The following is a 26,681-nucleotide window of genomic DNA, read 5'->3' as shown; positions in this document are numbered from 1 at the left end:
CTAAAGATTGAAAGGAGATTTTATAATGGCTAAAGAAGTACGTTCAGGTGATGATGCACGTCAACAGTTGATTGCTGGTGTAAACATTTTGGCAAATGCTGTACGTGTTACAATGGGTCCTCGTGGACGAAATGTTGTATTAGAAAAATCGTTCGGTGCTCCTACAGTAACTAAAGACGGTGTGTCTGTTGCTAAAGAAATTGAATTGGAAGATCGCTTCCAAAACATGGGCGCACAAATGGTTAAAGAAGTTGCTTCTAAAACCTCTGATGCTGCTGGTGATGGTACGACCACTGCTACTGTATTAGCTCGCGCTATTATGGTTGAAGGCAACAAAGCAGTTGCTGCAGGCATGAATCCAATGGATCTAAAACGCGGTATTGATAAGGCAGTTGCAGCAGTTACCAAAAAACTGCAAGAAATGTCTAAGCCTTGCAAAGACGGTAAAGCAATTGCTCAGGTTGGAACAATTTCTGCAAACTCTGATCAATCTATCGGTGCTATCATTGCTGAAGCAATGGAAAAAGTAGGTAAAGAAGGGGTTATTACTGTTGAAGATGGTAACAGCCTTGAAAATGAATTATCTGTGGTTGAAGGTATGCAGTTTGACCGCGGTTACATTTCTCCTTACTTCATCAACAACCAACAAAACATGAGTGCTGAGCTTGAGCATCCATTCATTCTTCTGGTTGACAAAAAGATAGCAAACATTCGCGATATGCTTTCTGTATTGGAAGGGGTTGCCAAGTCTGGCCGTCCTTTACTAATCGTTGCAGAAGATGTTGAAGGCGAAGCGTTGGCAACATTGGTTGTTAACAACATGCGTGGTATCGTTAAAGTATGTGCTGTAAAAGCACCTGGTTTTGGCGATCGTCGTAAAGCAATGTTACAAGATATTGCTATCCTAACTAACGGCCAAGTCATTTCTGAAGAAGTTGGTAAGAGCCTTGAAGGTGCTTCATTAGATGATTTAGGAACTGCAAAACGTGTTGTAGTGACTAAAGAAAACACAACTATCATTGATGGCGAAGGTAAAGAAGCTGAAATCAACGCTCGTATTACTCAAATCCGTGCTCAGATGGAAGAAACTTCTTCTGACTATGATCGTGAGAAGTTACAAGAGCGTGTTGCTAAACTAGCTGGTGGTGTGGCAGTTATTAAAGTTGGTGCAGCTACTGAAGTGGAAATGAAAGAGAAGAAAGCGCGCGTTGAAGATGCATTGCATGCAACTCGTGCTGCGGTAGAAGAAGGTATTGTTGCCGGTGGTGGTGTTGCCTTGATTCGTGCACAAAAAGCATTGGATGGTTTAAAAGGTGATAACGCTGACCAAGATATGGGCATCAACATTCTTCGTCGTGCTATTGAATCTCCACTGCGTCAAATCGTAGCTAATGCTGGTTACGAGTCTTCAGTAATTGTTAATAAAGTTGCTGAAAACAAAGATAACTTTGGTTTCAACGCTGCAACTGGTGAATACGGTGATATGGTTGAAATGGGTATTCTTGATCCAACCAAAGTAACTCGTACTGCTCTACAAAATGCAGCTTCTGTAGCTAGCTTAATGTTAACTACTGAGTGCATGATTGCTGATCTTCCTAAGAAAGATGAGGCTGTAGGCGCCGGTGATATGGGCGGCATGGGTGGAATGGGCGGCATGGGCATGATGTAAGCCAAGCTTGCTTTCTTTCCAATAAAAAACCCGCTTTTTAGCGGGTTTTTTTATTGTGATAGGAAGTGGTCTAAACTAATAACAAAGGTAAAGCAATTTTACTTTTTCCCTTTTACAAGGAGGCTCACATGGTAAGCCAACGCAGTGTGGTCAAGGCCAGTGAAGTTACCGGTGCCGATGTAAAAAATATGGATGGAGAGAGCCTGGGAACCATCAATGAAGTGGTTATTGATAAAGCATTCGGTAAAGTGAATTATTTAGTATTAGAGTTTGGCGGTATTTTAGGGTTTGGTAATAAATTCTTTGCGCTTCCATGGCATTTATTTAAATATGATAAAACTGACGACTGTTTTTTGATTGATATAGACAAAGAAAGGCTTCAACATGCGCCAGGTTTTGATAAGGATCATTGGCCTGATTTTGCTGCACCCGAGTTTGCTACAAAAATTCATAAATACTATGAATAAGTAATGATAACCATCAAATATAAGGAAATATGATGACTAAAAATACCGAAAAATCCAACGGTGGAAAACAAAGTTCGAAGACGTCGCATGAAAAACTTACTGCAGACGCCAAATCCACAGCGAATAAAAATAGAGCTCGAGATACTCAAAAAGACAAAATCGAAGAGCATTATCAGCAACTGAAAAATGAAGCCCATGAGTGGCTGAACGAAGGCAAGAAAAAAATTGAAGAAACTCAGGATACTTTAAATGAGTATCAAGAGACTTTAAAAGAATATAAGGATGAGCTTGCTGAAAATGTAAAGAAAAATCCACTTAAAGCCATCCTCATTGCTGGAGGTATCGGATTTATTTTGTCTTCACTTTTAAGAAAGTGAAAATGATGAACTTTATTGAACATTTGGAAGGATTCTTTGCCAGTAAAATAGCTGCTACCAAGGGTATGTATACTTTATTCAAAATGGAAGCTCAGCTGGCAGGATTAAATATTGTACCTTTGTTATTAAGCCTGGGGGCGCTAATAGCACTTTGCTTCTCAGGTTGGTTAACATTCATGGTATTAATAGCCTATTTACTGATGTTTTTAATGAATCCTTTATTGGCCATCATTGTGGTCTTACTGCTGAATATAATTGCTTTATTTTTTGTAATCAGGAGTTTGGCTTCCTGTATCAAACAGATGAGTTTTGAAAAAACAAGGGCGCTGCTAGCGAATCAGCCTAGGGATAGTTATGAGCTCACGAAAAAAACTACGCGACTCGATAAATCAATTAGAGACTAAATTGCTAATGGAGAATGCTAGGTTAAAAAAGCATAAGCAATACTTTAGTCAGCTGCTACATGAACATAGATACCTGTTTTTAGGACTATTAATCCCAGCTTTTTTGGCAGGATGGCAAGAAGGCAAGCGGGTTTCGACTGGGAGAAGTAGTGGACTGAAGCGTTTTGCCAAGTATATGATGAGTACTTCATTGGCGACATTGAATACTAAAAATTTGTTTAAATAAAGTGATACCATCCATTAGATGGCATCACTTTTATATTATTTTCTATGATCACGTGGATTTTCTGAAGTTCGATGGCTCCCGATTGGCTTGCTCTCAGAGAAGTGCTTATCAGTTTTGTTACGAGGATTGCGTTCATCTCTATCAGAGCGATGGGCGCTGGAATCTGAGCTATGATGGCGATTCGAAGCATCATTAGGACGACGTCCTTGTTGGTCATGGTGGCCAGGTCTGCTGTTTTCGTTTTTATGACTCATAATGAATATCCTTATTGTTAATGAATTTTAAAATGCAGCAAATTTAATAGTAGAAGCTGTTTTTAAAAAATTCCAATAACCAAGGTTATTTTTATTTCTAATATCTTTTAAATTTATTTTCCTGTTTTCTTATCACATATTTTTTATATTCGCACTCAAGCATGGCTAATTCTTCATCGCTTAATTTGCTTAAATCAATGGATTGATTATCAGCTGAGCGATTTGCTTTAATTAATTCATCCAGCTTTAAATTTAAAATGATAGTATCGCGGTTTTGGGTGTGTTGAATTAAAAAAACCATTAAGAAAGTAACAATAGTGGTGCCAGTATTAATAACTAACTGCCAGGTATCAGAAAATTTAAATAAGGGACCGGCAATACTCCAAATAATTATAGTCGCTAAGGCAAGTAGAAAACTCCAGACTGTACCTACAGCATCACTAATAACTTTGGCAAAGCGAGCAAAATAATTATTCGCAGGGTCTTTTTTTGATTTTTTACTCATAGAATTGTCCTTATAATTTTTAATCCCTTCCTTTTAATTCACTACTACTTAGCTATAATTAGCTAGAAGTCCTATTTTGCAAAATTATATGAGTACAATAGAAGTTCTCGATGTCTCGCTAAGAGACGGTGGACATAGAACTAATTTTCATTTCAGTGACCAGGAATTACAACGTATTCTAAAGGCGCTTGATAAGTCAGGAATTGAGTACATTGAAGTTGGTTATAGAAATGGCGTAGTCAATCCAATGAACAATATTGGAAGAGCTGGTATGTGCCAAAAAGATTATCTGAACCTTTGTCAATCCTTCGTTAAGCATGCAAAAATTGCTGTGATGGTTCATCCTAAAAATGTTTCAGAATTTGATCTGCTTGAATTAAAAAAATTGGGTGTCCAATTAGTTCGCGTGTGCATGCTTAAAGATAAATTTAGTGAAGCGACTACTATTCTTAAACAAATCAAAGACTTGTCGTTTGAATTATCTCTTAATATCACCAATATGTCTCATTACGAGGAAGCTGAATTAGATCATCTAATGCAAGAGACCGTTCAATACGAGCCGGATATGATTTATTTTGCAGACTCAAATGGAAGTATTTTCCCTGAAAAAGTTGAGTCCATTTATCAAAAATATACACGTCAATATCTAATTCCATTTGGCTTTCATGCCCATGATAACCTTGGCTTGGCACAGGCTAATGCTATCGCTGCAATTCATTCCGGAGCAAAGTATATTGACACCTCTTTGGCAGGTATGGGAAAAGGAATTGGCAATTTAAAGACAGAGTTTTTTGCGGCATATCTTCGGGCAATCAAGGTAAAAGATTACGATCTTAAACAGCTGCTATTAGCTTCAAATTATATTCGCCAGGATTTAGGGGTAGGCTATGAGCCAATTTCTTTGGATGAATTTCATCGTGGTATTTCTGATCCTGCTTATTAGGTAATCCCTTTTTATCAGTTCGTCACGTTTAGGCTATTCAGCCCTTTACTGGATGCCTCGGACAAGCCGAGGCACGTAGGGAAAGTACAGTAGATCAAACACTGTCTAGGTACCACGGCCGGGGCACGTAGGGGAAGTGCAGTAGGTCAAACACTGTCTAAGTACCTCGGCCGGGGCACGTAGGGGAAGTGCAGTAGGTCAAACACTGTCTAAGTACCTCGGCCGGGGCACGTAGGGGACGTGCAGCAGGTCAAACACTGTCTAAGTACCTCGGCCGGGGCACGTAGGGGACGTGCAGCAGGTCAAACACTGTTTAAGTCCCTCGGCCGGGGCACGTAGGGGAAGTGCAGTAGGTCAAACTCTGTCTAAGTACCTCGGCCGGGGCACGTAGGGGAAGTGCAGCAGGTCAAACACTGTCTACGTACCTCGGCTTGTCCGAGGTATCCAGTAAATTTTCAACTTAGAAAGTTTAATTGGAGATTATTGGATAAGTCGCCTATGATTAAGTTAGCCAGGATTTTTCCTATAGATAATAACTATTATTTCAATTTAAATAATTGATTTTATAAAATATTATTTTTCAGCTATGGTTAGATTATAAACAATAAAATTAAATAAGGAGTTTAAAGATGGAAGACATTATCAAAAAATTATCAGTTCTTATGGCCGATACCTATGCTTTATATTTGAAAACACAAAATTACCATTGGCATGTGACAGGACCTCAGTTTAAAGCCATGCACGAATTGTTTGAAATGCAATATCAGGAACTAGCCGACGCTGTTGATAACGTTGCTGAGCGTATTCGTACTTTGGGTTATAACACGCCTGCAACGTTTAAAGAATTCGAGACTTTAAAACGAATAAAAGATGGTGATGCTAACAAAAATGCAAATGAGATGGTTATTGATCTTGCAAATGATCACGATACGCTAGTAAAAGATATTAACCAGGCACTTTTACTGGCTCAAGAACATCGAGATGAAGGAACTGCAACGTTGTTAGGAGATAGAATTGCAGCTCATGAGAAAGCACGCTGGATGCTAAATGCCTCGCGAGAAAAACACTAGACAGTTCGGCGAACATCACTGAAGGCATTCCAGGTTACTCAGGGATGTTCGCAAGAATTACCCTGTAACCACTGATTAATTACAGCGAGTAACTAGAATTACTCATCTGCTCTTATTAATGGACCCACAGTTCCTCTATCAGGTCTTTCATCTTTAGCTGGAGGTGGGGTAGAAGGTCGTCGTTTTTTACCCCCTGAAACTTGTTTTAATGTATCTTTTTGAAGCTCTCGCTTTGTTTTCTCTTTTTTCATCATTTTACTCACATTTAGTCCTAACGCTTTAAGTATAGATATAAAACCTAAAAATAAGTTATCAAGGGGAGTAGCAAATCTTTTATAATTTGAGAGAGTCTACTTAACAGATAACCGCATGGGGTAGTTATGACCACGATTAATGAAGAGGAAGCATTTCAAGTTATTAAAAAATTTAATGTTTTAAATGCGTCTCGCGCTCCTATCTCTGATTTTGTCGGAATTATTGATCTTGAAAATTTTGAACTTCGTTTACGTGGCAGTGATATTTTTTTCAAAGGGATTGCGGGATTTGCTGATCATCAAATAGGAAAACTTATTTATTTTGACCAATCTTTTGATTGTGAATTACAAAGTAGTCAACAGGAAGGGAATAAAATTACGGTGGCCACCAAGGGTGTCTGGTATGCTAAAACCTGGCAATCACCAGCAGCCTATAGTCAGCAGCTTATCGCTGATTTAACCCACACTTGGGAGTTAGAAAAAAAGACTAACGGTGCCTTGCTTATTGTGGTACACATCTGTGAAACATTTGCTTATCGAAAAGGCCATGCTCCAGGTGATATAGCAAAAGACTTTCATTTGGAACTAAAGTAAACCAAGTCATAGCATTCTTATAAAATTTGTATTTAACTTGGTCAATTGCATTTGAAATTAGAGTGTTCTATAATTTCAAATGAAATATGAGGGCTTTGCTATGAGAACTTCTGAAAACAAACAACATCAGAGAGAACTTGTTCTGACCAAAGCAATTTACAATTTATCGAAATTGTATTCTTTTACTGGTAAGGACCTTAGTGAAATAATCGGTATCAGCGAATCGACTGCTTCGCGCCTAAATCAAGGGAAAAAATTAATTTCTCCGAAAACGAAAGAAGGAGAGATGGCGTTATTGCTTGTTAGAATTTATAGAAGCTTAAATGCTATGGTTGGTAATAATCATGAAAAAGCTAAATTGTGGCTAAATAGCTATAACAAATATTTTCAAAAAAAACCCCTTGAGGCGATGAAAACTATTCCCGGTCTTATTTTAGTCCTTAATTATTTAGATGCTATGCGCGGCAAATTATGAGTCTTTGGGAAATTTGTGAGGGAGAAAAATATAAGAGAACTCTTAAAATTTCTCCATGCCGGGTAGTTGAAGCTCAACATGTTTCTAGTTCCAGAGATTTAGTAGATAGTAGGGAAGAGCATGATCTTCTTGAGGAAATGCTGGAGGAATCAAAACCAGCTATCACTAATAACAGGCACTATTTAATTTTTACCCCCTTTAGGTATCCTCCACTAAAATATGGTTCTCGATTTGGTAGAGAATTTGAACCATCCTTGTGGTATGGCTCTTTTAATCTCCAAACAGCGTTAGCTGAAGTAGCTTATTATCGATTAAAATTTTTTGAGCATAGCTCAACAGATCTGGGTGATATTGAAATTCCAATGACAACTTTTGAAGCTTATATAAAGACTGCACAGGGTATAGATTTAACGAAGCTTCCATTCAAAAAACACAAAAATAAAATTTCTAATAAAAATACCTATGAGTACAGTCAGCCATTAGGTACGGACATGAGACAAGTGGGTATTGAAGCTTTCATCTTTACATCGGCAAGATCAAAAGAATTTGGTAAAAATGTAGCAGCATTTACACCGGATGTATTTTTTGAAAAAGAAGGTCGGTTTATCTTTAATATGCAAAATTGGCGCTGCTGGGCAAATGAGAACGATATTGAATTTACTCGCGATGGAATTTTGAATAAAGAGAGATTATCTTTCTCTAGAAGTGATTTTTAAGTACTAAGCGTTAATCTACTTTTATGCCACTCGGTTTCACACTGATTTTTGCCGGAGTAAGGTTATTGGTTATACGGGTGACCGTCCTATCTACTCGTCGCTGAAGCATGATTTCAACCATAACGGTTTCATTCGGATGAAGAATTTTATTAATGTCAGCCAGGGAGGAATGAAAATCAAGTAATCGGTAATAAGCAAGAGCTTGGTCACTCGCTTCGGGACGCGCTTTAATACGAAATCCCAAATTACCTTGCATTTTTGGCGTATTTATTCCTGCTTCCATGATATCGTAGTCAAGATAATAAGTCAGTTTTCCTCGATTATGCTGGTTTCGCTGGCGATCTCCGAAGAAACCCGTGGGAAGGGCGTGCTCGCTAAATTTCGGACCGGCCGTTAGATAAAGATCATAATCGTCCAGATGATTGCCGCGGTCATCAATCAGTCGAAATATAATCATAGTGTAGCGATTGGTGATGTACTCGCGTTTATAGAGAAGTGTGTTCACAAATTCTATATGCTCATTTTTCTGGGTTTCTTGAGTAAGCTTATCTAACTCTTTTGTCAAGGTATCATAACTGTCACGGGTTTTTACTTTAAGGCATTTCAAAATCCAGATAGCCGTAGGATGAGTGGCGGCATTGGCCAGGGTAATACTGCGAATAATACCCATTTTTTTACCGGAATGTGCACACCCGGGAAGAACCCCAAATGCCATGGGTTGTGTCCGCGTCATTTTGGCGACAATAAGGTTTTCGCCGTTACTACCTTCTTGATGTAATTTTAATAGGCTGTAATTCATGTTTGCAGCAGCTACGCGTACCACCCCATCAGATCCCGCTTCACCGGTGTAGGAGTTAAGAGCATCATAAAGTTGCCGATCAATTTTCTGGCCTGTCAGTACAAAGGAATAAATACCATTCGCGGTGCAATCATAATCAAGCCAACTTTCATTAAGTTCCCAGCTCTTATCGCTTCCAAGCTCAAGCCAATCAAGTACATGCTCGCCTGGTTCGATACCTTCAAAGAAGCTTTTTATACGACCTAATCGAGATTTACCTAATTGAGCAAGCGCAGACCCATGATTGGCAGGAGCCAGCATAATAAGATGACTCAATGGGCATTTTGCAAGATTATCCTTAAAATATAAATCCATCCATTTACGAACAATGGGGCCACCGGCAGAGTGGGTGATACAAGCAAAACGCTCTCCCTTGCCTAGCTTATCCGCAATTTCATCACGCACAGCCTGATTAAATGCACGCGCTATATCGTCGACGGTTACAGTATCGTCAAAGCTGATATAGTGCCCGAGGTAGATATTACCAACCTGAATATCCAACTTTCCGTCCTGACTCTGATTTTCAAGCCATTGTGGAAGCTCTCCATAAGTATTGGTATGTGTGACACTCCAGCCATGAACGAAGATAACAATCATAACTTCTCTTAACCCATTGACATTACAAAGGATTGTTGAATAAATCGATGATATTGGATTATTTTACATGAAGATAGCGAAGTCAAATAGCAAATATAATCAGTGCAGCAAGTAATGTTCACAAAGCAATCTTTCACCTATAAAAGCTATATGCCTTACAAGCACTAGAGAATAGTCTGGGGATTTAATGTGTCCTTAAGTTAGTGGAGTTCAGATCTAATTAAACTAATTAGGAGGTGTGATTGAGATTTCCTGACTATTTGACAGCGGAGCTGTTTTATAGCTAACGCATCGCTTTACTACAATTTTCTTATGGGCTGATAAGGCACAATTTATTGTAGCACCTGCTTGATTGTATATAACTAACTTGAAGTTGCCAGGAACATCCCCACTCAGATTTATTCTGTAGTGTTCTGGATTAGGAATACTCTTAAAAACATCAATCATACAATGGGCTAATTCGCTCCGATGTTTATGTTTCACCTCATAACATTGTCGCATTACCTGAAGAGCAACATCTAAAATAAGGTTAGAGGTAGTATTAGCAATGGCACTATAAATTAATGGCAAGTAAAAACTCTATTTTATTCATATGGATAGGCTAAGTTGTATCTTTATTCTTTCTCATTGTTTTCTAACTTATGGCCATCTAGATATCGTTCACTACGTGTATTTTCTTGTGTTTCTAACTGTTTTTCTTTTTTTGTCCTTCCGAATCTAACACGATTTTCAGAGGCCTTTTTTTCTTTTTTCAAACGAATTTTAGCCTTTCTTTTTTTACTAAGATTAATGATGTCTGCCATAGTGCCCTCTAAATCAATATAAACATTTGAAATGGCTGAAAATCCCAAAGGAATCCGACATTTAAAATTTGGATTTAAAATTTCAATTAAATAAACTATCTTAGTTTTTAATTATCGGCCACAATTCGATTGATTATTTTACTCTAAAAAGGATTTAGGATTTCATCAATGCAATTTCTTTTTTCTGTTGGCCTTTTTCTAAGTGCAAGTTTATTATTTGTAATTCAACCGATGGTGGCAAAGGTTTTGCTCCCTGTTTACGGTGGAACGCCGGCAGTCTGGACAATATGCATGCTATTTTTTCAGTCTCTGCTATTAGCGGCCTATGGTTATGCCTGGGTTCTTAGCAAGCTAAAGACAGTCTGGGAGTGGCGTTTATTGCATACTATTGTTCTCTTGGTGAGTCTGTTGAGTTTACCCTTTTTGTTTATTGTTTCTGCAGAGAAAGGGATTCCTGAATTTGTTATTTTACGTCATTTAATTTATCAGTTGGGTCTACCTTTACTCGTCATTGCTGCATCAGCCCCTCTTTTACAATTTGCTTATAGTCAAACACAAGACAAGAAAGCCAATGATCCTTATTTTTTATATGTAGCAAGCAATGGAGGCAGTTTTTTAGCGTTGTTAGCTTACCCTTGGCTGGTTGAGCGTTATTGGGGTTTGAAGGAGCAGTTTCATTATTGGATGATCGGTTATTGTATTTACCTTATTATTTTATGCGTCATTTTGTTTGGAGTATCTTATAAATCGACATTGAAGCAAGAGGTGAAAAATAAGCCTCAATTTTCCCTACTACAACTCCAATGGATTGGTTATAGCTTTATTCCGTGCAGCATACTGCTTGGGGTAACATTTTATATTTCGACAGATATTGCGGCAACGCCAATATTTTGGATTCTTCCTTTAGCGCTTTATTTACTCTCGTTCATAATCACGTTTGCCAAGCATCCTGTTATTTCTTTTTCCTGGGTAGAGCGTAATTGTCTATTTTTTTTCATTTTTCCAATGATCAGTTTTATTGTGGGTAACGCACTCTCAGCAGGGCAAATGATTCTATTTCATCTGATTAATTTTTTTATAATGGCCCTGCTATGCCATGGTCGATTAATTCAAACTCGTCCACCGGCAAATCAATTAACCAGTTTTTATTTTTGCCTGGCGTTAGGGGGCGTGTTGGCAGGATTTTTTAATAGTTTAATAGCCCCAAGAATTTTTAACGACTCTTACGAATATCCTTTTATTTTAGCCTTGGCCATATTGTGTATTCCAGCGAATAAAAAAGGCATGAGTCTAATACCGGGTATTATTTTTTTGATATTGTTAATTAATTATTTCTTACCCAATATTTCCTGGTTAGCCACATTGAAGAATTATCATGTCGCTGAGTTTTTGTCATTGTGCTTAATTGTGTGTTGTGCAGGCAATAAATTCAGCCTGTTTGTCAGTGTCAGTATTTTATTTGTTTTCCTATTTTCCCCCGGGTTAAAACCTAACACCATTCTTGCCCAGCAGAGAAATTTTTACGGAATTAAAACAGTATCTGCGATACCTGGATCACATGTCTTAATCAGCCAAAATACATTACACGGTTTTCAATTAACTAATCCTAATAAAAACGACATCGGCGCTTTGGGCTATTATGGGCCGCCTGCACAGGTCGTAAAGCTGCTACGACAGCAGAAAAAGCCACTAAATGCCATTATTTTGGGATTGGGAACGGGAATGATGGCATGCCAGTATGAGCGGGATGAAACATTACAAATGGTGGATATAGATAGACAAGTTATAAACATTGCTAAAAATCCACAATTATTTACTTACCTGAAGGATTGTTCGCCAAACATTACCCTTGAGGAAGGGGATGGGCGCCTGGTACTCCAGAATGCTCCTGATAAGCGTGTAGACGTATTAGTTATTGACGCATTCACCTCGGATTCAATACCGATTCATTTGTTAACGCTGGAAGCATTTCAATTGTATTTAAAGAAAATTACATCTGATGGAGTAATTATGGTGCATATTAGTAATCGTCATTTGCGGTTGTTGCCTGTACTTACTGCTGTAGGACGTCAGCTTGATTTAATTGTTTTACATAAATTTCAATCTGAGAATACAAAGGAAGGCCAGCTTGCATCTGAATGGGGGTTGCTCACCAGCAATCAAGCCTTCGCTGTTTCTCTGATGCGCTCTGCAAATTGGCAGTTTGTCGCAGAAAATGACGCTCGTTTATGGACAGATGATTATTCCAATCTAATACCATTGTTAAAGTGGTAAGTCTGTTTAGGCAGATGATTTAGAAGATTTGTTAATGCTCTGCTCAAAATCTTCCACTGTATTTTCACTATCTGTACCAGGACGATACCAAAATGAATCTCTTTTTCCAGCGGTAGCAGCTAAAGCAAATAAACCTATCCCGCTTAATACTAGTAGAAAGTTAATGATTATTTGTTTCGCTCCACGGTGTGTTTTTAGTTCGGGTGAGTTTCTGGCTTCAGTGAGGGTGTCTGAAATGCGTTTTAGTTGGTTTTGCGTCAATGGTTTGGTAGCTAGATTAGTTTCAGCACAGATAGCTATTATGTTCTGATGGGCTCTTTCTAATACTCCAGCAACTGTTGATTCACCACGCGCTGTCAGCTCCTTAATCTTTAACCCTAAAAGTGTAGTATGACGATGAATAACTTCTTCAGCATTATCGCAATATTGAAATTTGGACTTCCCCTCTCTGAATATATACTTGCCGCTAATAGTAGTTAGGGCAAGGGGCATCAATTTAGTGATGCCAGCCTCACCTACAAGCGTGTCGATCAAGGTTTGCAATTGATTGGCTTGTTCTTTACGCACCCTAACTATGAATTTGTCATCGAAGGGCCATGATTTCTTACTGACTGATTGATCAGGGGTTTGAATCCCTGGATTCGTAACCACACGAGTCGACAGGGTACATGCAACTTCTGCTTGTTGTTCTAAAATTTTATCCAATTCCTTTGGTACATCTTCTCTTGCCATAGTATTAATTTTTACTATGAAAGCATGCTTTTCTTTAGTCAGGTCAGTAAGGCGCATGCTTGCAAGTTGACCAAGATGCTCAACAATCCTCATCCCATACTGAGAATTTGTAAGATCTTCTAAATCAGTAATATTGGCATGGGCTACTAATTCTTCGCCTATAAGCCCTTTAATTGCTTTTCGATACTCTTTAGAATCGTTATCTGTAGGAATACTCTTTATTTTTTGAGCTAACTCAAGGAGTTTGTCACTTGTCGCTTTGTTAAAGGCATCATTCTGTAAATCACGGCATACTTGTCTAATATTGTTAAGTCTTAATGTATCTGGCTTTACAAGATATTCTTCAACAAGTAAAAAAATATTATCGGTCATAATAAAAGCCTACGTAAGGAGCATAACGGTATTATAAAACATAATTATTAAGATTATGTTAACGTGTAGCCGACTGCCTGGTAATGGCAGTGGGTTATGCAATTCTTGTATGCATTCGAAGAAAACCCTGTTGTCGGAGGCGCCAGCGAGGCTGCATCAGAGGGGTATTTTAATGGGGAGGTTTCTATACTTCTGCCAAATTCCCTTCAGTATCCACGCAGATTCGTAGCCTGGTTGACGTGTAACGGCAACCGGGTTATCAAGTTTTTTAATCATGTTGAAAACCCGGTTGTCGCAGGCGCCAACCAGGCTACGAAGGTGCAGTTTTAAGGGATGCTCTATTATACTTCTGCTAGATTTCCTTTAGTTTCCAACCAGACTTTGCGATCAGCTGCTCGTTTCTTAGCGAGCATCATGTCCATGAGCGCTAAAGTAGCTTCTTCATCGTCTAGAGTTAGCTGGATCAAACGTCGAGTATTAGGATCCATGGTCGTTTCTCTCAATTGCATGGGGTTCATTTCACCAAGACCTTTAAAACGTTGAACATTGATCTTCGCTTTCGAGGTTTTACTAAACTTCTCTACTATTTTTTGTTTTTCTTCATCATCCAGGGCGTACTGTACCTCTTTTCCAGCATCAATACGGTAAAGTGGGGGCATGGCAACAAAAACATGGCCTGCCTGAACTAAAGGCTTGAAATGACGTAAAAATAGAGCACATAGCAAAGTAGCGATGTGAGCACCATCTGAGTCCGCATCAGCCAGAATACAAAGTTTGCCATAACGAAGACCAGAAAGATCCTGAGAGCCCGGATCGACACCAATAGCAACAGAGATATCGTGAATCTCTTGAGAAGCAAGCACTTCAGAGGAGTCAACTTCCCAGGAGTTTAGAATCTTTCCACGTAAAGGCAGGATTGCCTGATAATCTTTATTACGTGCTTGTTTGGCTGAGCCTCCTGCTGAATCTCCTTCCACTAAAAATAATTCTGCCTGACTTAAATCCTGTTGCAGGCAATCTGCTAATTTTCCGGGAAGAGCAGGGCCTTGGCTAATACGTTTACGTGCTACCTGTTTTGCTTGTCTAAGACGTTTTTGTGCGCGTTCAATCGCAAAGGCTGCAATGATTTCACCTTGGCTTCGATGTTGATTGAGCCAGAGTGCGAAGGCATCTTTGACGACATTGCCCACGAAACTTGCCATTTGGCGAGAACTAAGGCGTTCTTTGGTTTGTCCTGCAAATTGAGGCTCTTTCATTTTTACAGACAGAACATATTGGCAAGGTTCCCAGAGGTCGTCTGCTGTTAATTTCACGCCTCTTGGTAATAAATTTCGTAATTCACAAAATTCAGACAAGGCATCATACAGTCCTGAACGTAGTCCATTGACATGTGTACCGCCTTGAGCCGTGGGAATTAAATTAACATAACTTTCGCTTAACCCGCTGTTGGTAGTGGCTGACCATGCAAGGGCCCAATCCGCTGTTGCCTCTTCACTGGCAAATTCCCCAACAAAAGGCTCATCAGGAAAATAATCTGAAGGCAAGGATTGTTTTAAGTAATCCGCCAATCCTTTTTCGTAACACCAATGAGTTTCTTCGTTAGTGGCCTTGTTAATGAAGGTCATCGACAAACCAGGGCATAAAACCGCTTTAGCACGAAGAACATGACCCAGGTGTTTTACAGAAATTTTGGTGGTATCAAAATATTTCGCGTTTGGCCAAAAACGAATAATAGTGCCGGTATCGCGTTTTTTGGTTACGCCAATTTCATTTAACTCTTGAATTTTATCGCCATTGGCAAAGACCATACTATACATGATACCATTGCGCTTGATGGTCACATCCACGCGTTCTGATAATGCGTTCACTACAGAAACGCCCACGCCGTGCAAGCCGCCAGAGAAACTGTAATTTTTGTCTGAAAATTTACCGCCCGCATGAAGACGGGTCATAATCACTTCGACACCACTTAAACCGAGTTGAGGGTGAAGATCAACTGGCATACCGCGACCATTATCTTCCACTTCGACGGAACCATCTTCATGAAGAATAACGATGATTTGACTGGCAAAGCCGGCAATCACTTCATCAACACTATTGTCAATTACTTCCTGGGCCAAGTGGTTAGGTCGTGTCGTGTCAGTATACATACCTGGGCGGCGTTGAACAGGTTCAAGACCACTTAACACCTCTATCGCGTCAGCTGTGTAGTTTTCAGACATTGATTCGCATAACTCGTGTAAAATAAGCAATAGTGTAGCATGAAAATAGCGTTGTAGGGCTAAGAGCCAGACTAAAACCAATCAGTCTATCATTTACTCAACAACAATCTCTCCAAATCGATCTGCGTAATTTAGAGGCTTTTTGGCTAAGGCTATTGCTGTTTGTAATGCGGTATTCATAAATATTTTCGCTAATTCATCATTGCGTGTTGCTGTTGGATTGCCTTCATCACACTGCATTTGAATACGTTTGTCTAAAGGAAGTTGGCCTAATAGGGGGATTGTAAACGTCTGGCTTAATATTTCTCCCCCGCCATGGCCAAAAATGGCTTCCTGGTGGCCGCACTGGCTGCAAACATGAAGAGACATATTTTCGACTAATCCAAGAACATCAATATTGGTGCGGGCAAACATCTTAATGGCTTTCTGAGCATCCAGGGTTGCTACGTTCTGGGGCGTTGTTACGACGACTGCTCCGGCCAATGGAATTTTTTGCACAAGACTTAATTGGATATCCCCTGTACCCGGAGGTAAATCAATCAGTAGATAATCCAACTCATCCCATCGTGTGATATCAAGCATCTGGATCAGTGATTTTGCAAGCATAGGACCTCGCCAAATTAAAGCTTCCTGACTATTCGTGAGATAGCCAATTGACATGGCTTGAACCCCATGAGCGGTAATAGGTAAGTAGTGATCATCACTGACTTCTACTGATTTCGTATTGCCTAGCATCAATGGAATACTTGGGCCATAAATATCAGCATCTAGAATACCCACTTTGGCGCCTGATCGTGCCAAAGCAATGGCTAAGTTAATGGCTACCGTTGATTTCCCCACCCCTCCCTTACCTGAGGCGATGGCAATTAAATTTTTTGCGCCTTTTAACCCTTTTCCAGGGAGTTGGGTGCGATGTGCTTTAATAAAAAAATTAAAGGTAATTGTAATTTGGTAATCAGGTAAGGCTTGTTGCAAGCGTTCTCGAAGAGGAGGCAGTAAACTCTCTTCTAAAGGTAGGGTAGGGAAGCCCGCATGGAGTGTGATGTCGATGCAGTTACCGTCTGCGGTAATGACAGGTTTTAAGCCCATTTGCTGTGGGGTGAGATTAAGTGACTTATCTTTGACAGTATTCAGCAATTCAGTAATAGTATTTTCAAATTTCATACAACAATCCACAGAGCTAATCTAATTGGAGATAATACCAGATAAAGGAAGTAATTTAATGTGTCGTTGTATTTTAAATTAAACTGTAATTACGTGGTGAATATCAATTAAATGATGGGTCATCGGACCCATCAATTTAGCTCGATGGAGTTTTAAAATCTTTAACGTCAAAATCGTCAAAAAGACTGGTAACATTATCACTATCATGAGTACTATCCATGTGATGAATTTTTTCCATAGCCTTAATTAAGGCAGGGTTTTTGGAAATTAACTTATTTTGCTTATCAATCCAACCCAACTCAATAATAATATCTCGAGTACGATTTCCTTTTTCATGTAAAGCATGCCTTAAAATAGCTTCTACGGTCAGAGTAGGTGCTTTATAAGCAATATTTGAGCTTCTAAAAAATCCAAACCACCCGTCCATATCATCTTTCCATTTTTGCCCATAATTCTCACGAAATTGGGTTAAAAGTGATTCATGAGGGGCAGAAAAGTGATATTTTTTACCAAATTCGTCATAAAATTTTTCAGCTAATATTTTATGAACATGGGCACTTGGATGCTTGTCATCCCAAAACATGTAACCCGGAGCTGGAGAGGTTTTATTTGCATTTAACTTAAAATCTTCTGATTCAATGTAAGGAGAATGTTTTTTCTTAGGATCTAGGCCATATTGTTGAGGGTTGTTATAAGCATCCGTAAAAACTTTATTCACGTCAAAAATATCAACGGAACAGTCAGGGTATTTTTTGGCGAGTTCTTCAACTTTTTCTTTTAACAAGTTATTAAAATACTCACATACCTCGTGTGCACTTGTCTGCTTTTCTCCACCCAACTTAACAAATTGTGGTGTCAGTGATAAATCAGGTAAGTTAAATAATGCAAAATGAGAATAGCCAGCTTTGATTAGTTCTTCGACATTCTCAATTCTTGCCATAACAGCCTTTTTTGCTTCCTCTTTCGTAGGAGCACTATTGGCTGTTATCAGGTCATTCGCACCTGACCATTCCGTGATTAAAGTTCGTTTTTTATGCTCAGGCGAAATGACACGAGCTTTGTCGTCGGCTAAGAAGAGTTCACGCTTTGCTTTGAGATTAGAGACGATATGTTCTGTGGCCAGGAGTTTGATGTTTGCAGTGAGTCGTCCTGTGTAATCGTATGACGTTAAACCCCCTTCATCGTAATAGCGAAGGAAATCTTGTCCTTGAAGAGTGAGTCGTTTGTAATTCTCAAACTGTAAATCTTTAAGTTCTTTTTCTATACCAGGGTCATGTTCAATAATGTCATCGGCAATCTCTGTTGCGCTTTCACCATGATGCTTACGTCGGTCAATGATACTTTCTTCAACAAGATCAGTTCCTAAATCTGTGTCCCAAACATAGCCATTGGTAAAAGCACCATCGGGAGATTTACCTTTTAAGCCACTTAGACCATCCATTGGAATAACACCACCTAGTTTTTTATGGTCCATAAAGCCTGGATCAGAAAGACTATCGCCGAAAGTTACGAGATGTTCTATTAATATTTCAGACATGGTTACCCCAATGATTATTTTTAGAAATGAAGAGAGTATAAAATGACATTCTTAAAGTAATATTAAATACCATAAAGTCAAGGAATTAATCTAATAGGTTATTTAATTTTTAGAACAATTGCTGATTTGGGTTCATACTCATAGATACAAGGTGTAAAAAATAACTGTCAAAAAAAAGGATTTAGCAAGGAAGTCGTTTATGAAAGCATTAGTACAACAATTTAAAATTCTGGTTTTGTTGTTTATTTGTAGTTTTCTTGCCACATCTATTTTCGCTGCCTCCAACACCTTTCCAACTGTGGCTCGCCTTAGTTACATGAAGGGTGTAGTTAGTTTTTCGCCTGCTGGTATTAATAAATGGATTAAAGTCAGTTTAAATCGTCCACTAGTCATTGGTGATAGGCTTTGGTCTGATATTGATGGGCTTGTTGAGTTGCAGCTCGGTGCTGCGGTGATTCGGTTAGGTAACCAAACCAGTCTTAAAATTTCCAATCTAAACAATACCATTGCTCAATTCCAACAAACAAACGGCAAACTTGCTTTAAGCATTAGATCAGAAAACAGAGATAGACGCTATGAAATTGATACCCCCAACTTGGCATTTACCACCACGAAGTCAGGGTATTATCGTATCGATGTTGATAGTAAAAAAGGCATAACAGTTGTTACTGTGCTTAAAGGACGAGGTGATATTTATGGAAAAAATGCCTCATTCAAAATCAAGGAAGGGGAAACCTGTCGCTTTACAGGGAATGATTTAAAAGGACATCAATGCAGTGCTGTCGGTCCAATAGATGATTTCGATCGTTTCAATCAAGAAAGAGACCGTCGTTCAGTAAAATCGGTTGTTAAATATGTTTCGCCTGAAATGATCGGGTATGAAGACTTAGAACACTACGGCACGTGGAAAGTCAATAAGACTTACGGCCGCGTATGGGTCCCCCATGTTACTGTTTCAAATTGGGCACCTTACAGAATGGGACACTGGGTATGGCTTAATCGCTGGGGTTGGACATGGATTGATGATCAACCTTGGGGTTTTGCACCGTTTCACTACGGTCGTTGGCTTCGATGGCAAAATCAATGGACATGGGTTCCAGGACCTCGTCATATCGAACCAGTTTATGCGCCTGCGTTAGTTGTTTTCGTTGGAGGAAGACAGTTTAATTTACAAGTGAATGGTTCGCGGGGAATCGCGTGGTTTCCTCTTGCTCCCGGGGAAGTTTATATTCCTCCTTATCAGGTAAATCGTAATTATTTTGTTCAAATCAACATAAGCAATACGGTAATTAATCAAACCTATATTAATCAAGTTTTTAATGCGCCAAAGATTAATATTGTTTATCAGAACATCAATGTACCTAATGGTATTACTGCGGTGCCCACTGCAGCATTTGTACAATCAGCCCCGGTTAATACTGCAGTAGTACAAATTTCACCAAAAGCGCTATCGAATGCTCCAAAATCACCGGTGGCAACAGTAGTGCCTGGGCCTGCCAGTGTACAAGGTGGGCATGACTCTACGAACGTTGCACCGAGCAAAGAGATAGTGAGTGAACAAGCAATCACAAAAAATGAACCACCCCCTGCGCCGGTACCATTTACACAAGAACAACCATTACTGGAAAATAATCCTGGCAAACCATTAACTAATGAACAGTCTGAACAACTCTCTCAACCTTCACAAGAACAACAAAATCCAGAGGCGAAACAAACTCCTGATGTTCAACAAAATCCAGAAGTACAACAAGCGCCTGATGTTCAACAAAATCCAGAAGTACAACAAGCGCCTGATGTTCAACAAAATCCAGAAGTACAACAAGCACCTGATGTTCAACAAAATCCAGAAGTACAACAAGCACCTGATGTTCAACAAAATCCAGAAGTACAACAAGCGCCTGATGTTCAACAAAATCCAGAAGTACAACAAGCGCCTGATGTTCAACAAAATCCAGAGGTACAACAAGCGCCTGATGTTCAACAAAATCCAGAGGTACAACAAGCGCCTGATGTTCAACAAAATCCAGAGGTACAACAAGCGCCTGATGTTCAACAAAATCCAGAAGTACAACAAGCGCCTGATGTTCAGCAAAATCCAGAGGTACAGCAAGCGCCCGAAGTTCAGCAGAACCCCAATGTTCAACAAACACCTCAGTTACAGGAAGCACCTCCAGTGCAGCCTGCCCCTGAAATGCAGCAAACACCTCATTTACAGCAAGCTCCTGAGTTGCAAAAAGCACCTCAAGTACAGTCAACACCTGAAATTCAGCAAAATGCTACGCCCCCACCTCAGTAAATAGGGTAGGGTGTAGCAATCTACAAAAGATTTTTTCTAATTGTTTGGTATCGCTGCAGAGGTTAGCTTTTCACTATAAGACCATTCCAGCCAAGTCCCTTTTGCAAGATAATAAACTCCGCAACGAATAGGATGGTCAGATTGATGTGCCAAGAGGCGAGCATATTCATTAACTTGCAATCGATGTTCTTCCTGGGTCCCTTCTTCGTCACTACCTGTTTTGAAATCAATAACCCAGCGTTGGCCTTCATGGATGAATGTCCTATCAATAATGCGGGTCATTGGTGTTTCTTCGGTGACAAATAAGGCATATTCATTGGCTTCTTCTTCATGAACTTGAATTAACCAGTTCCCAATAGGCTCTTCAAATAATCTTGTAATTTGCTGTTTTAAATTTTCACAAGCCTCATTAAGTTCTTTTTCGTCAAAACCCACAGATTTAAAACGATTAACGACTAAGTTCCATGGTACCTGCTCAAGGGTTAAGGGATGATTATTACAAATCCATTGTAATAACTCATGAGCAACTATCCCGATTTGACGTGCATTACTTGGATAGGTCATCAGAGTTGCTCGTTCTTCTTGTCCATTAAAAACAGGTAATTGATGATAAAAGCGATTTGGCAAATAGGAACGTAAAGGAAGAGTAGTGGGCAGTTGTTCTTCTGGCAACTCTGTTTGATAGCTAACAAAATCTTGATTTCTTAATAAATTACGAAAGGTGTTTTTCGTATCTTTCTCGCGATTATCAAAAAGGTAAAGACGTTTTTTAGCGCGAGTGACTGCAACATAAAGCAAGCGTTGCAATTCATAATTTTCTTTTTCTGCATCGTATCGGGCAAGATAATTATAAACTAAACATTCCTCTCGATGAGCTGCCTTTATTGGTGATACAAGGAGTAAATCATTTTTTTCGCTACTGGGTAATTTCAACCAACGAAATAAGGGTTGATCATAATTTTGAGCCTTGGAACTTAAACCGGGTAAAATCACACTATCAAACTCTAAGCCTTTTGACTTATGAATGGTCATGACTTGTAAACGCGAGGAAATAGTACGTTGGGAATATAATTTATTAAATTCAATAGTAAACTGCTCTAGGTTGGGATATTGACCCTTAAACGTAAAGCGTTCAAGTAATTGCCAGAATTGTTCAAGGTCGTCTTGTTCTTGTGCATTTAAAATATGTTGACCTTGTAGCTGCTTAAAGGTTAGGGCAATCCAGTCAACCAATGATTCCTGGTGGCGATAATTCAGGGCATTTTTTATGGTTTGATAGACGAATTGTAATCGGGTACGGTGCTCGTCTTGTAGTGGAAATTCATTAATCCTTTCCAAGGCTTCATAAATGGATTTCTTTTTATCCCAATTAGCAATCAAAAGCAGTTCATCAAGCGGTAGTCCACAGAAAGGACTTCTTAATAATGCGAGCCAAGCTAAACGATTGGCAGGCATCAGTAAAACTTGGGTTAGGGTCCACAAATCACGAAGATGAGGAAGCTGGGACAGGCATTCAATTTCAACGCCCTGGAAAGGGATTTGCTGTTCTCGAAGCAAACGGGTAATTTCCATGAGTTGATTGCGAGAGCGAACAAGAATAGCAATATCCTCTTCAGGATGGGTTTCTAGCTCTTTGATGGCACAACTTACAATAGCTTCTGCTTCTTTGGTGCGATTGGGGAACTGATAAGCTTCAATAACACTGGCTTCATTCTCAGGAAGGACTGTGACTGCATGATGAAATGAAATTGCCCCAGATTCAATATCATCGAGTTTTGGAAAAATGGTTTGAAATTGTTGATTGACCCAATTTACGATTGTTGGTGTGGAACGAAAGTTACAACATAATTCCAGCGACTCTAACTTAACGGAACCGATACCTTCTTGTTTTGCTTTTAAAAAAAGTCCAACTTCTGCTTGACGAAAACGATAGATGGACTGCATCGGATCACCTACGATAAAAAGTGTTTTACCATCACCAGATTGCCAGCCGTGCAGCAACTTGGTGAGCAGTTCAAATTGCTGAATAGAGGTATCCTGAAATTCGTCAACTAAAAGATGGTGGATTGTATTATCCAGGTATAATGCCAAATCAGTCGGCTGTTCTTCATGACCTAAAGCAACCAATGCCTGTTGGGAAATTCCGGTAAAATCCACCTCATTATTCTCAGTAAATACCAAATGCAAATGCCCAACCAATAAAGGCAATAATGTGAATAATGATTGCAGAACTTGCCATTGTTCAGGATCGTAATGAGGTGACGGCAAATCTTTGACACGCAGAAGCGTTTCCAGAAATTCTGATTCTGCACTGAGGGAGGTCATAAGTTCTTTACTTGCAGTTTTTAATTCGTCATAGAGTGTATCGTCACAAACTCCTCGTTTAAGACCGACGTGATGATCAAAGCTTTGTCTCAAACTATTTTGAGACGTTAGCAGCAAAGTCGAAAGACTTGTAACAAGCTGACGATTGAGCTCCTCATAATTATGCCAGTCACGTAATGGATAACGAGGAGAGGAGGGATTATTTTCGACGGATGCCAGCATACGAGCAAGAGAACATAACTGCGTTTGGAATTCCTTTGGAATAGAACGTTTAAAGCGCATGAGCTCATGCTGTTCAATGATTCTCAGCATATTTTCAAAACTCGCCTGATTTTGTTCGCGAGCAATATACAAAGCGGATAACCATTGATCGCGACTCGCAAGCAAATCGCTAAACAAAGTTAATAGTTTATCCTGGCGATTATCAAGATGCTTCAATAGCTGTTTAAGAGGATGGTGTAACTCATTAGTAGCCAGAGCATGAGCAAGGCAAGCACGCGCCGCTGTTTGATAATGGGTTTGCGCATTGTCTGTGATTTGAGCATAAGGAATTTGTTTATCTAACAACGGAATAGCTTGGCAAATTGACTGACACAATGCATCAATAGTCATGATGCGTAAACGACTGGACTGTTTCAATAACTGCCAGTTTAATTGCTGGCTCCGTTTCAAAGCATCTTTAGCATAATAAAACGTTTGTTGCTGATGCGAAGAAGAGGGCAGTTTCCCTTCTGCTGCTTGTTTTAAAGCCAATAAAATTCGTTCCCGCATTTCATTAGCTGCCTTACGTGTAAAGGTGAGGGCAACAATTTGTTCGGGTGAAGAGACTACACTCAATAGCCTCAGATATCGTTGGGTTAGTATTTCTGTTTTACCAGACCCTGCTGGTGCTTGTACAATAAACGAGTTGCGAGGGTCTGTGGCTTTTATACGCTGTGGGCTATCCTTGAGCATTTTTCAATTAGTCCATAATAATTTCTTGCGCGGGCGCTCTGAGATTGTAGTGAGAACTCATACAATGTCCATAGGCACCTGTATTAGCAATTAAAATGACATCATTTTCAAAAGTCTCTGGGAATAAACGATCATAACCCAGGGTGTCTCCGGATTCACAAATTGGACCTACCACATGGGCAAAGCCTGTTTTCTCATTGTTGAGTCGGCTTAAATTAACTATTTCATGATAGGCACCGTAAAGGGCCGGGCGAACTAAAGAATTCATGCCGGTCTCAATACCAATAAAACGAACCTTGCCTTTTTCTTTGCACTGAGTAACTTTGGCAAGAATCACACCACTTTCAGCCACAAAAAAGCGGCCTGGTTCAATCCAAAATGACAATTGAGCATGTCCTGACTTGACTGCCATTAGAGAGTCGTCAAGAGCGCTGAGATCGAGAGATTGTTGGCCAGGTTTTTCAACAATGCCTAAACCACCTCCTAGATTGATAATACGTACATCAGGGAATTGGCTCGTAATTGCAGTCAGCATTAAAGCGGTTTGTTGCCACAATTCGGGGGTTAAGATGCCACTTCCAGAGTGAGCATGTAAACCTATCACTTTAATTTGATATTTTTCAATTAATTGTCTGACATGGGATAAATCATTTTGTGGAATACCGAATTTTGATTCATTACCCCCAGTACATACGTATTTATGATGTCCGGCACCACAGCCTGAATCAATACGCAATAGGATTGATTGGTTTTTGAAAAGCTCAGGCCAATTTTCTAAAGGATAGAGATTATCAATGGTAATATGACATCCAGTTGATAGCGCAAATTCGTACTCTGTTCGCGCTGCAAAATTAGGTGTAAAGAGTACACGTTGTCTATCAATCTCAGGGAACAATGTTAAAACCTGCTGTAATTCCTCAATAGAAACACATTCAAATCCTATCCCTTTGCGATATAAGTTTTTTAAGATAGCCGGATGAGGGTTTGCTTTCATCGCATAATAAACTTGATCAATGGCTTTTAGCGCCAGTAATTCGTCGGCCTTACGCGACTGAGTTTTCATATCATAGACATAGCAAGGAGATTGAGTAGATGCCAGATCTAGTAGCTTCTCTTTTTCCTGTTCCCACCAGGGGGCATTTTTTAATCCAGGATTACCGAATTCTTCTTGCCAGCTTTTGGAGTAATAGAAGCTTTGTGGATTATTATCAATCAATAGATTATGAAGCTTCTGACACAGTTTGTCGGCTTGAGATTCATCAACGACAAACGTCAAATTTAAATCATTGGATGCAAGAGACATTAAGTAAACTTGTTGGGCATCAAATACTTCGAGGGTAGGGCCCAATTGCGGCAAAACTGTACGAATATGATGACCAACCAAACTGACAGCACTACAAGGTTCAATCAATTTTGCTCGACCAAAGCGATTTAAATCAGCAAGCAATCCTTCAAGCGCGCGACGATCACGTAATTTGGCATTGCTGTCTAGAGAAAGTGTGATGTTTGCTTCTGAAGAGGACAATAAATCGACCGAAAAGCCATGTAATTTAAAAGTAGTGAAAACGTCGGCCAAAAAACCTACCTGTTGCCACATGTTGATGGTATCAATTGAAATTAAAATAATACTGTGTTTAACCTGAATCGATTTGATAGGGGGGGCTTTATCATCGCTTTCTTTTGAGATGCGAGTTCCGGAATGTTCAGGCATGCGCGTAAATTTAACCACCATCGGAATTCCTGCTTTACGAACCGGAGGTAAGCAGTTTGGATGCAATACTTTAGCCCCCATGGATGCGATTTCCTGAGCCTCATCATAGTTAAGTTGTTTTAGTAATCGAGCATGGGGTAGTAAATGCGGGTTTGCTGTATAAATACCGGGGACATCTGTCCATATCTCACAAACTCTCGCTTGTAGAATCGCTGCTAACAATGCTGCGGAGGTATCAGAGCCACCGCGGCCTAACAAAACTGTTTCACCCTGAGGATTGGCCGCAAAAAAACCTTGAGTAATAATTGCTTGAGCACCACTGTTTGCTAATTTCTGACTAAGTTCAGGATTAGGCTCACTATTACAACGAGCTGCTAAATAATTAACTGCATCCCCATTCCCTGTAATGGGTGTAGAAACCAGGGCCTCTCGGACATCAAACCAAAGACAATCAATACCTTGTTGAGATAAAAATGCATGCCCCAGGCGGGTCATCATTAGTTCACCCAAACTTAGTATTTGAGCACGAGTTTTTGAAGGTGCTTCTTTTAGAAGAGCAATCCCTGTAAGCCATTGCTGCAATTGTGCAAATTCGACATCAATTAAATCAGAGGAAACCTGCAAATCGTTTGCTAATGCTTGATAGCTCTCGCGGATATCAAGTTCAATATTCTGATGCTGATTAATAAGGGCTGCTTCAATTGCTTTTTCTAATTTATTGGAGATTTGAGTTAATGCTGAACATACAAGAACGGGTTGCACATTATTGGTGATATGCTGTTTAGTAATTGCGGCAATATTTTCCCATGTTTGCAAAGAAGAAACGCTAGTTCCACCAAATTTGGTAATGACTTGTTGCATAATCCTAATCCGCGCAAAAAAAGAACACGTTATCATGGGTA

23 protein-coding genes are annotated in these 26,681 nt (G+C 39.5%); 11 read left to right on the top strand and 12 right to left on the bottom strand.

The annotated features are described in order from the left end of the window. Nucleotides 1-25 precede the first annotated feature (25 nt). The 4 genes from groL to LHA_RS10755 all read left to right on the top strand — a co-directional run bounded on the left by groL (nucleotide 26) and on the right by LHA_RS10755 (nucleotide 2,917). A complete protein-coding gene (groL, locus tag LHA_RS10770) occupies nucleotides 26-1,669 on the top strand; it encodes a chaperonin GroEL (RefSeq protein WP_045106550.1) in 1,644 nt (547 codons plus the stop codon). A 128-nt stretch (nucleotides 1,670-1,797) separates the two neighbouring features. Further along, on the top strand, nucleotides 1,798-2,136 hold the full coding sequence (locus tag LHA_RS10765; RefSeq protein WP_045106549.1) for a PRC-barrel domain-containing protein: 339 nt from the start codon (nucleotides 1,798-1,800) through the stop codon (nucleotides 2,134-2,136). A gap of 32 nt (nucleotides 2,137-2,168) precedes the next feature. Continuing rightward, entirely contained in the window at nucleotides 2,169-2,513 is a 345-nt protein-coding gene (locus tag LHA_RS16970; protein ID WP_052673686.1) for a DUF883 family protein, read from the top strand. A gap of 2 nt (nucleotides 2,514-2,515) precedes the next feature. Beyond that, complete coding sequence (locus LHA_RS10755) at nucleotides 2,516-2,917, top strand: hypothetical protein (protein WP_045106548.1); 402 nt, start codon at nucleotides 2,516-2,518, stop codon at nucleotides 2,915-2,917. A gap of 261 nt (nucleotides 2,918-3,178) precedes the next feature. Here LHA_RS10755 and LHA_RS10745 read toward each other — a convergent pair whose 3' ends face one another. Together LHA_RS10745 and LHA_RS10740 are read right to left on the bottom strand one after the other, a co-directional pair. Next, nucleotides 3,179-3,397: a hypothetical protein gene (locus LHA_RS10745; protein ID WP_147292348.1), complete on the bottom strand. Its 219-nt coding sequence runs from the start codon at nucleotides 3,395-3,397 to the stop codon at nucleotides 3,179-3,181. Nucleotides 3,398-3,494: 97 nt separating this feature from the next. Beyond that, nucleotides 3,495-3,902: a low affinity iron permease family protein gene (locus tag LHA_RS10740; protein WP_045106545.1), complete on the bottom strand. Its 408-nt coding sequence runs from the start codon at nucleotides 3,900-3,902 to the stop codon at nucleotides 3,495-3,497. Between the two features lie 88 nt (nucleotides 3,903-3,990). On the opposite strand from LHA_RS10740, the gene LHA_RS10735 reads away from it, so the two are divergent. Then, nucleotides 3,991-4,845 (top strand): beta/alpha barrel domain-containing protein, encoded by an 855-nt coding sequence (locus LHA_RS10735; protein ID WP_045106544.1) that lies wholly within the window; start codon nucleotides 3,991-3,993, stop codon nucleotides 4,843-4,845. A 629-nt stretch (nucleotides 4,846-5,474) separates the two neighbouring features. After that, on the top strand, nucleotides 5,475-5,915 hold the full coding sequence (locus tag LHA_RS10730; RefSeq protein ID WP_045106543.1) for a Dps family protein: 441 nt from the start codon (nucleotides 5,475-5,477) through the stop codon (nucleotides 5,913-5,915). Between the two features lie 98 nt (nucleotides 5,916-6,013). Here LHA_RS10730 and LHA_RS16965 read toward each other — a convergent pair whose 3' ends face one another. After that, nucleotides 6,014-6,169, bottom strand: a complete 156-nt coding sequence (locus tag LHA_RS16965; protein WP_156413531.1) for a hypothetical protein — start codon at nucleotides 6,167-6,169, stop codon at nucleotides 6,014-6,016. Nucleotides 6,170-6,295: 126 nt separating this feature from the next. Here LHA_RS16965 and LHA_RS10725 point away from each other — a divergent pair, with 126 nt between their 5' ends. The 3 genes from LHA_RS10725 (at nucleotide 6,296) to LHA_RS10715 (ending at nucleotide 7,954) form a co-directional block, all read left to right on the top strand. After that, nucleotides 6,296-6,763 (top strand): hypothetical protein, encoded by a 468-nt coding sequence (locus LHA_RS10725; protein ID WP_045106542.1) that lies wholly within the window; start codon nucleotides 6,296-6,298, stop codon nucleotides 6,761-6,763. A 100-nt stretch (nucleotides 6,764-6,863) separates the two neighbouring features. Further along, nucleotides 6,864-7,238, top strand: a complete 375-nt coding sequence (locus tag LHA_RS10720; RefSeq protein ID WP_045106541.1) for an antitoxin Xre/MbcA/ParS toxin-binding domain-containing protein — start codon at nucleotides 6,864-6,866, stop codon at nucleotides 7,236-7,238. After that, a complete protein-coding gene (locus tag LHA_RS10715; RefSeq protein ID WP_045106540.1) occupies nucleotides 7,235-7,954 on the top strand; it encodes an RES family NAD+ phosphorylase in 720 nt (239 codons plus the stop codon). The genes LHA_RS10720 and LHA_RS10715 overlap by 4 nt, the downstream gene beginning before the upstream one ends. A 10-nt stretch (nucleotides 7,955-7,964) precedes the next feature. Here LHA_RS10715 and plaB read toward each other — a convergent pair whose 3' ends face one another. The 3 genes from plaB to LHA_RS10700 all read right to left on the bottom strand — a co-directional run bounded on the left by plaB (nucleotide 7,965) and on the right by LHA_RS10700 (nucleotide 10,192). After that, nucleotides 7,965-9,389, bottom strand: coding sequence for a phospholipase PlaB (gene plaB / locus LHA_RS10710; RefSeq protein WP_045106539.1), 1,425 nt, complete (start codon nucleotides 9,387-9,389; stop codon nucleotides 7,965-7,967). Nucleotides 9,390-9,614: 225 nt separating this feature from the next. Beyond that, nucleotides 9,615-9,959, bottom strand: a complete 345-nt coding sequence (locus LHA_RS17350) for a hypothetical protein (RefSeq protein WP_045106538.1) — start codon at nucleotides 9,957-9,959, stop codon at nucleotides 9,615-9,617. Between the two features lie 44 nt (nucleotides 9,960-10,003). Continuing rightward, nucleotides 10,004-10,192, bottom strand: a complete 189-nt coding sequence (locus LHA_RS10700; RefSeq protein ID WP_045106537.1) for a DUF4169 family protein — start codon at nucleotides 10,190-10,192, stop codon at nucleotides 10,004-10,006. A gap of 168 nt (nucleotides 10,193-10,360) precedes the next feature. Between LHA_RS10700 and LHA_RS10695 the strand changes: the two genes are divergently transcribed. After that, entirely contained in the window at nucleotides 10,361-12,466 is a 2,106-nt protein-coding gene (locus tag LHA_RS10695) for a spermidine synthase (RefSeq protein WP_045106536.1), read from the top strand. A 6-nt stretch (nucleotides 12,467-12,472) separates the two neighbouring features. On the opposite strand, the gene LHA_RS10690 is transcribed toward LHA_RS10695, so the two are convergent. The 4 genes from LHA_RS10690 to LHA_RS10670 all read right to left on the bottom strand — a co-directional run bounded on the left by LHA_RS10690 (nucleotide 12,473) and on the right by LHA_RS10670 (nucleotide 18,493). Next, complete coding sequence (locus LHA_RS10690; protein ID WP_045106535.1) at nucleotides 12,473-13,570, bottom strand: hypothetical protein; 1,098 nt, start codon at nucleotides 13,568-13,570, stop codon at nucleotides 12,473-12,475. Nucleotides 13,571-13,911: 341 nt separating this feature from the next. Next, nucleotides 13,912-15,792, bottom strand: coding sequence for a DNA topoisomerase IV subunit B (parE, locus tag LHA_RS10680; RefSeq protein ID WP_045106533.1), 1,881 nt, complete (start codon nucleotides 15,790-15,792; stop codon nucleotides 13,912-13,914). Between the two features lie 93 nt (nucleotides 15,793-15,885). Beyond that, entirely contained in the window at nucleotides 15,886-16,956 is a 1,071-nt protein-coding gene (apbC, locus tag LHA_RS10675) for an iron-sulfur cluster carrier protein ApbC (RefSeq protein ID WP_045106532.1), read from the bottom strand. 136 nt (nucleotides 16,957-17,092) lie between these two features. Then, a complete protein-coding gene (locus tag LHA_RS10670) occupies nucleotides 17,093-18,493 on the bottom strand; it encodes an SGNH/GDSL hydrolase family protein (protein ID WP_052673685.1) in 1,401 nt (466 codons plus the stop codon). 199 nt (nucleotides 18,494-18,692) lie between these two features. Here LHA_RS10670 and LHA_RS16120 point away from each other — a divergent pair, with 199 nt between their 5' ends. After that, nucleotides 18,693-20,789 carry a DUF6600 domain-containing protein gene (locus LHA_RS16120; protein WP_052673684.1) on the top strand — a complete coding sequence of 699 codons (2,097 nt, stop codon included), beginning with the start codon at nucleotides 18,693-18,695 and terminating at the stop codon, nucleotides 20,787-20,789. A gap of 36 nt (nucleotides 20,790-20,825) precedes the next feature. Here the strand turns inward: LHA_RS16120 and LHA_RS10660 are convergent, their stop codons facing one another. Both LHA_RS10660 and LHA_RS10655 read right to left on the bottom strand, forming a co-directional pair. Further along, entirely contained in the window at nucleotides 20,826-24,068 is a 3,243-nt protein-coding gene (locus LHA_RS10660; protein ID WP_045106531.1) for a UvrD-helicase domain-containing protein, read from the bottom strand. A gap of 7 nt (nucleotides 24,069-24,075) precedes the next feature. Then, nucleotides 24,076-26,640, bottom strand: coding sequence for a bifunctional aspartate kinase/diaminopimelate decarboxylase (locus tag LHA_RS10655; protein ID WP_045106530.1), 2,565 nt, complete (start codon nucleotides 26,638-26,640; stop codon nucleotides 24,076-24,078). Nucleotides 26,641-26,681 lie beyond the last annotated feature (41 nt).

The organism is Legionella hackeliae (genome assembly GCF_000953655.1).
Classification (GTDB): Bacteria; Pseudomonadota; Gammaproteobacteria; order Legionellales; family Legionellaceae; genus Tatlockia; species Tatlockia hackeliae.
The sequence above is the reverse complement of the archived record's forward strand: the minus strand, read 5'-3'. Positions and strand labels throughout refer to the sequence as shown.

Coding starts and splice junctions, on each gene's coding strand:
- LHA_RS10715 (WP_045106540.1), top strand. CDS start 7,235: ATGAGTCTTTGGGAAATTTGTGAGGGAGAAAAATATAAGAGAACTCTT.
- LHA_RS10755 (WP_045106548.1), top strand. CDS start 2,516: ATGATGAACTTTATTGAACATTTGGAAGGATTCTTTGCCAGTAAAATA.
- LHA_RS10655 (WP_045106530.1), bottom strand. CDS start 26,640: ATGCAACAAGTCATTACCAAATTTGGTGGAACTAGCGTTTCTTCTTTG.
- LHA_RS10735 (WP_045106544.1), top strand. CDS start 3,991: ATGAGTACAATAGAAGTTCTCGATGTCTCGCTAAGAGACGGTGGACAT.
- LHA_RS10725 (WP_045106542.1), top strand. CDS start 6,296: ATGACCACGATTAATGAAGAGGAAGCATTTCAAGTTATTAAAAAATTT.
- LHA_RS10745 (WP_147292348.1), bottom strand. CDS start 3,397: ATGAGTCATAAAAACGAAAACAGCAGACCTGGCCACCATGACCAACAA.
- LHA_RS10695 (WP_045106536.1), top strand. CDS start 10,361: ATGCAATTTCTTTTTTCTGTTGGCCTTTTTCTAAGTGCAAGTTTATTA.
- LHA_RS10670 (WP_052673685.1), bottom strand. CDS start 18,493: ATGTCTGAAATATTAATAGAACATCTCGTAACTTTCGGCGATAGTCTT.
- LHA_RS10700 (WP_045106537.1), bottom strand. CDS start 10,192: ATGGCAGACATCATTAATCTTAGTAAAAAAAGAAAGGCTAAAATTCGT.
- LHA_RS16120 (WP_052673684.1), top strand. CDS start 18,693: ATGAAAGCATTAGTACAACAATTTAAAATTCTGGTTTTGTTGTTTATT.
- groL (WP_045106550.1), top strand. CDS start 26: ATGGCTAAAGAAGTACGTTCAGGTGATGATGCACGTCAACAGTTGATT.
- LHA_RS10765 (WP_045106549.1), top strand. CDS start 1,798: ATGGTAAGCCAACGCAGTGTGGTCAAGGCCAGTGAAGTTACCGGTGCC.
- plaB (WP_045106539.1), bottom strand. CDS start 9,389: ATGATTGTTATCTTCGTTCATGGCTGGAGTGTCACACATACCAATACT.
- parE (WP_045106533.1), bottom strand. CDS start 15,792: ATGTCTGAAAACTACACAGCTGACGCGATAGAGGTGTTAAGTGGTCTT.
- LHA_RS16965 (WP_156413531.1), bottom strand. CDS start 6,169: ATGATGAAAAAAGAGAAAACAAAGCGAGAGCTTCAAAAAGATACATTA.
- LHA_RS10730 (WP_045106543.1), top strand. CDS start 5,475: ATGGAAGACATTATCAAAAAATTATCAGTTCTTATGGCCGATACCTAT.
- LHA_RS16970 (WP_052673686.1), top strand. CDS start 2,169: ATGACTAAAAATACCGAAAAATCCAACGGTGGAAAACAAAGTTCGAAG.
- apbC (WP_045106532.1), bottom strand. CDS start 16,956: ATGAAATTTGAAAATACTATTACTGAATTGCTGAATACTGTCAAAGAT.
- LHA_RS10660 (WP_045106531.1), bottom strand. CDS start 24,068: ATGCTCAAGGATAGCCCACAGCGTATAAAAGCCACAGACCCTCGCAAC.
- LHA_RS10690 (WP_045106535.1), bottom strand. CDS start 13,570: ATGACCGATAATATTTTTTTACTTGTTGAAGAATATCTTGTAAAGCCA.
- LHA_RS10720 (WP_045106541.1), top strand. CDS start 6,864: ATGAGAACTTCTGAAAACAAACAACATCAGAGAGAACTTGTTCTGACC.
- LHA_RS10740 (WP_045106545.1), bottom strand. CDS start 3,902: ATGAGTAAAAAATCAAAAAAAGACCCTGCGAATAATTATTTTGCTCGC.